This window comes from Mesorhizobium sp. Cs1299R1N1 (assembly GCF_037179655.1).
Lineage (GTDB): Bacteria > Pseudomonadota > Alphaproteobacteria > Rhizobiales > Rhizobiaceae > Mesorhizobium > Mesorhizobium salmacidum.
In genome coordinates this window covers 1-3,780 of sequence record NZ_JAPYKR010000060.1, presented here as the reverse complement: position 1 = coordinate 3,780, position 3,780 = coordinate 1, and the positions used below count along the sequence as shown (strand labels likewise).

The 3,780-nt window shown below is 61.9% G+C and carries 5 protein-coding genes; 2 read left to right on the top strand and 3 right to left on the bottom strand.

Features of this window, described 5'->3' with window-relative positions; genetic code table 11:
- Positions 1 to 154: 154 nt before the first annotated feature.
- The gene (locus tag O7A70_RS33520; protein WP_337144162.1) at positions 155 to 361 is read right to left on the bottom strand and encodes a hypothetical protein; all 207 of its coding nucleotides are present in this window, start codon (positions 359 to 361) and stop codon (positions 155 to 157) included.
- A gap of 321 nt (positions 362 to 682) precedes the next feature.
- Between O7A70_RS33520 and O7A70_RS33515 the strand changes: the two genes are divergently transcribed.
- Both O7A70_RS33515 and O7A70_RS33510 read left to right on the top strand, forming a co-directional pair.
- Positions 683 to 1,783, top strand: a complete 1,101-nt coding sequence (locus O7A70_RS33515) for a tyrosine-type recombinase/integrase (protein ID WP_337144161.1) — start codon at positions 683 to 685, stop codon at positions 1,781 to 1,783.
- 99 nt (positions 1,784 to 1,882) lie between these two features.
- Entirely contained in the window at positions 1,883 to 2,446 is a 564-nt protein-coding gene (locus O7A70_RS33510; RefSeq protein ID WP_337144160.1) for a hypothetical protein, read from the top strand.
- Positions 2,447 to 3,030: 584 nt separating this feature from the next.
- On the opposite strand, the gene O7A70_RS33505 is transcribed toward O7A70_RS33510, so the two are convergent.
- Both O7A70_RS33505 and repC read right to left on the bottom strand, forming a co-directional pair.
- On the bottom strand, positions 3,031 to 3,216 hold the full coding sequence (locus O7A70_RS33505; RefSeq protein WP_337144159.1) for a hypothetical protein: 186 nt from the start codon (positions 3,214 to 3,216) through the stop codon (positions 3,031 to 3,033).
- Positions 3,217 to 3,304: 88 nt separating this feature from the next.
- Positions 3,305 to 3,780, bottom strand: a 476-nt coding sequence (gene repC / locus O7A70_RS33500; protein WP_337144158.1) for a replication initiation protein RepC, incomplete at its 5' end; no start/stop codon positions are given.

The following is a 3,780-nucleotide window of genomic DNA, read 5'->3' as shown; positions in this document are numbered from 1 at the left end:
GCGGCAGCGCTGGTGTCGCGGCCGGACGCGAGCGCCCAGGCCGGGATGGTCGGCGGCGCGGCGGCGCTGGCGGCCAATGGACTGGCGGCCAATGGACTGGCGGCGACGGGATCGAGACGAATCATGGTTTTGCAGCGTAAGTCGCGCGTGCGCTTTATGCCATCATTTTTGCGCCGAAACGCACAGGCTGTCGTGGCGCGGTTATGTCCGGTAAGCTTGCCTTATCGGACGTAAGCGAGTCGGCGCAAAAAATGCGTGTGAACGTCGCTTGGATCGCCGGATTCGTTGCAAAGGCGGTTTTTTGGACCGGTTTTTCGACCAGCATCGGTTGGGCTTTCTGCGCAATCGCGTATCCGGTCATTGTCGCAAACTCTTGATTCGCAAGACTCCTGTGCCGCAAACAGGCGCTGCAAAGGATCCAAGGGGGCCTCAGCCCTCTCGTCCAGGGCGCGCCTTAGTCTCACTATTGCCGATTCAGTCTCACCAAAAGTGAATCGCCTAAGCCATTGATAATAAACAACCGGCAGTCTCACGAATTCCGGTCAGCCGACAGTGCATATTCGCAGCAACCACGTCGTCTCATGAAAACTGAATCGAAACCGCCGCGCCAGTTCTGTTGCGTCGTCGGACTAGAATCGGGTCGCGAAACGGCGGCGGATTTGTGCTATTCGAGAGGCCTGATTTGCGCAACGCTGGAAATGGTCCACTGACGAACACGCCCGACATCGACGATTTTGCCGACGGCGACCTTCCCGACGTCACCGATCTTCTTGTGGAGACCGGCACCTCGCCGCGGCCGGCGCGCCTGGAAGCTTTGGTCGAGACCGCGACGGCGTACGCCAACGCCGCCAGTTCCGAAAACACCCGCCACGCCTATGCCAAGGATTGGCGGCACTTTACCGCCTGGTGCCGCCGCGAAGGTTTCGAGCCGCTGCCGCCGTTCAGCCAGGTGATCGGCCTCTATATCAGCGCCTGTGCCGCTGGCGATCCGAAGCGCAATACCCCTGCCCTGTCGGTCGCGACAATCGAGCGGCGTCTGTCCGGGCTCGCCTGGAATTTTACGCAGCGCGGCGTGCCGATGGACCGTTCCGACCGGCATATTGCCACGGTGCTGGCCGGCATCCGCCGCAAGCACGGAACACCGCCGCGGCAGAAGGAGGCAGTGCTCGGCGCCGACATCAAGGCGATGGTCGCCACGCTCGGTCACGATTTGCGCGGCCTGCGCGACCGGGCCATCCTGCTCCTGGGCTTTGCCGGCGGCCTGCGGCGCTCGGAGATCGTCGGTCTCGATATCGTCCGCGACGATCACGGCGACGGCCATGGCTGGATCGAGTTTTACCAGGACAAAGGCGTCCTGGTGACGCTACGCGGCAAGACCGGCTGGCGCGAGGTCGAGGTCGGCCGCGGCGCCTCCGCGCAGACCTGCCCCGTGGTTGCCCTCGAGCGCTGGATCCGCTTTGGCCGCATCGCCAGAGGGCCCCTTTTCCGCCGCATCTTCAAGGACAACAAGACCGTCGACGTCGAGCGGCTTTCCGACAAGCATGTCGCCCGCCTGGTTAAGCACACCGCACTCGCCGCCGGCGTCCGTTCCGATCTGCCGCAAGGCGAACGGGCGGGGCTGTTCTCGGGCCACTCGCTGCGCGCCGGGCTTGCCTCCTCGGCCGAGATCGAGGAACGTTACGTGCAAAAGCAGCTGGGGCACGCCTCGGCCGAGATGACCCGCAAATACCAGCGGCAGCGGGACCGCTTCCGCACCAATCTCACCAAGGCGTCCGGGCTTTAAGAGCCCCTCCCCTGCCGCGGCGATATTGGACGACGATCGGCAAGGCGGAACTAGCGAGGCGCAGCAGACCTTCCGTGGCTTCAAAAATGGAACCTCACCATGAACAGGCGACCACGCCCTTCATCCGATCCATATCGCAAGGCTCGCTTCCGAGAAATTGCACGCGAGATCGTCGCGAAAGACCGTTACAACCGAAAATACGGACTATCCGTCGACACCGCGGGCGCTGTCGCCAATGCGCTTGAGCGAGCATATCGGGAGGGACTCCATGACGGTGAGCACGGGCCCGCTCCCGTAGCCAAGCAACCGGACAGCGCACCAATCGAATGGGCGCTGATACCGCCGCGGCCGAGGGACGCGTTCTGGACCATTTGCCTGTTCACCCTGTCGCGTGGCAACGGACCTGCCCTCGGCGGGCGCCTTGTGCCTGCCATCACGGAACGTGGAACGCCGGGATGGATGCTCGACTTACAGCAGCGCCCTTATGAGAAACTTTACGGTGACAGAACGATCGCACCGCTATTGCAGCTCGGTCTCATCGAGGAAGCTTCCGATGATCCGGCCCATCGGGTTGTCTCGCGACGAGGAACCGAAACCTGGAGCCAATTCCTTGAGCGCGGCGGTCAATATCCCGACGATCTCACCAATCTCCAGCGCAGATGAACGTTGAACATAAAGCCTCCGGCGAGCGTCACAGCGCCGCTCGCCGGAACCGACCCTGGTGCAAAAGCAGTTAGAGCCCGCTTCGGCCGAGATGACGCGCAAACATAGGCGCCGGCGCCGCCGCTTGCGCATCAATCTCACTGCGGCGTCAGGGCTTTGAGTACCCTCCCCTGTCGCGGAAGTGAAATCGTTAGGTCAAAATTGTGGGTCGGGTTTTCAGCTTAGCGCTTCAATTGAAATCGGGAAGTAAAAGCCACAACGCCCAAAAAGCGCCGATCCCCAGCGCTTTCGGGACCACAGAAGCGATGCAAAACCGTCTAGAGACGTTTACAAATGATCGTTTATCCGTATCTTCTGCAATTGTACGGACTGCTTGCAAGTGTGCGATACGTCGATACATTCCCATTCTATCGACATGATATGACGATCTGTCGATGCCGACGACATATTCGCCCGACATGTCGACCGCAGAGGTCAGTCAAGAACCTGCTCGATCGGGCGCGCAGGCTTGGTTTCGCCGGGGAACCGCTCGCACCGTGACCGGTTCCCGCGGCGTCATCCCCACTGCCGGACAGGGACAGGCCTCAGTTTACGATCCGCGGCTGACGATCAAAATCACTGCTCCGCTTGTATGTCGCCCAGGCATCGGCTGGAACAGCGCTGCCGGCCCGCGCCAGCCAATCCGCACGATCGGCCTCGGTAAGAGAATTCCACCACACCATCCCGGCGGTTTCATCGGGCGATGGTTCCCGGTCGTGTTCGTTTTTCATATCCTCGATGCTCGCATATGGCGCTCCTTCCAAAAAGCGCTGCAGCCATTGGCCATTGCTATCGTGCGGGTCGAGCCTGCTCGGCTCGTCATGATCCGCGCCCCGGCTTGTCAAGGTTACGGCGCAGTGCGTCGCTAATTTCCAGTCGCGATTCGGTGCGAACGACCTTCCCCGCCATGTCCAGATCGACAGCTGCGGCTTCAGCTCCGTTTCCGGCGGCTTTCGACGCCTCAAGCTTTGCCCGCAGCAGCGCCATTATCATCGGCCAGACCGAGAACTTTCCGGCCTTGGCCCGATCCGTCAGGCTGCGCAAATAGCCGCCTGCGCTATTGATCTGGTCTTGCCGCTGGTAGATCGCGGCAATGGTGATCGCCGCCTGCTGCTCACCCAACGCGGTTCGCGCTTCCTCCCAGGCGCTTGGGCTGATGCCCATGGTAGGCCTGGCAACCTCGGCGGCAGCCAGAAATTCGCGCCAGTTACGAATTCCGCCGCCGCCCTTCACCAGCCAGAGCATGTTCGGGCAGGCATCCAGCACGATTCCCAACGGCAGTTCGCGCCTCGGCA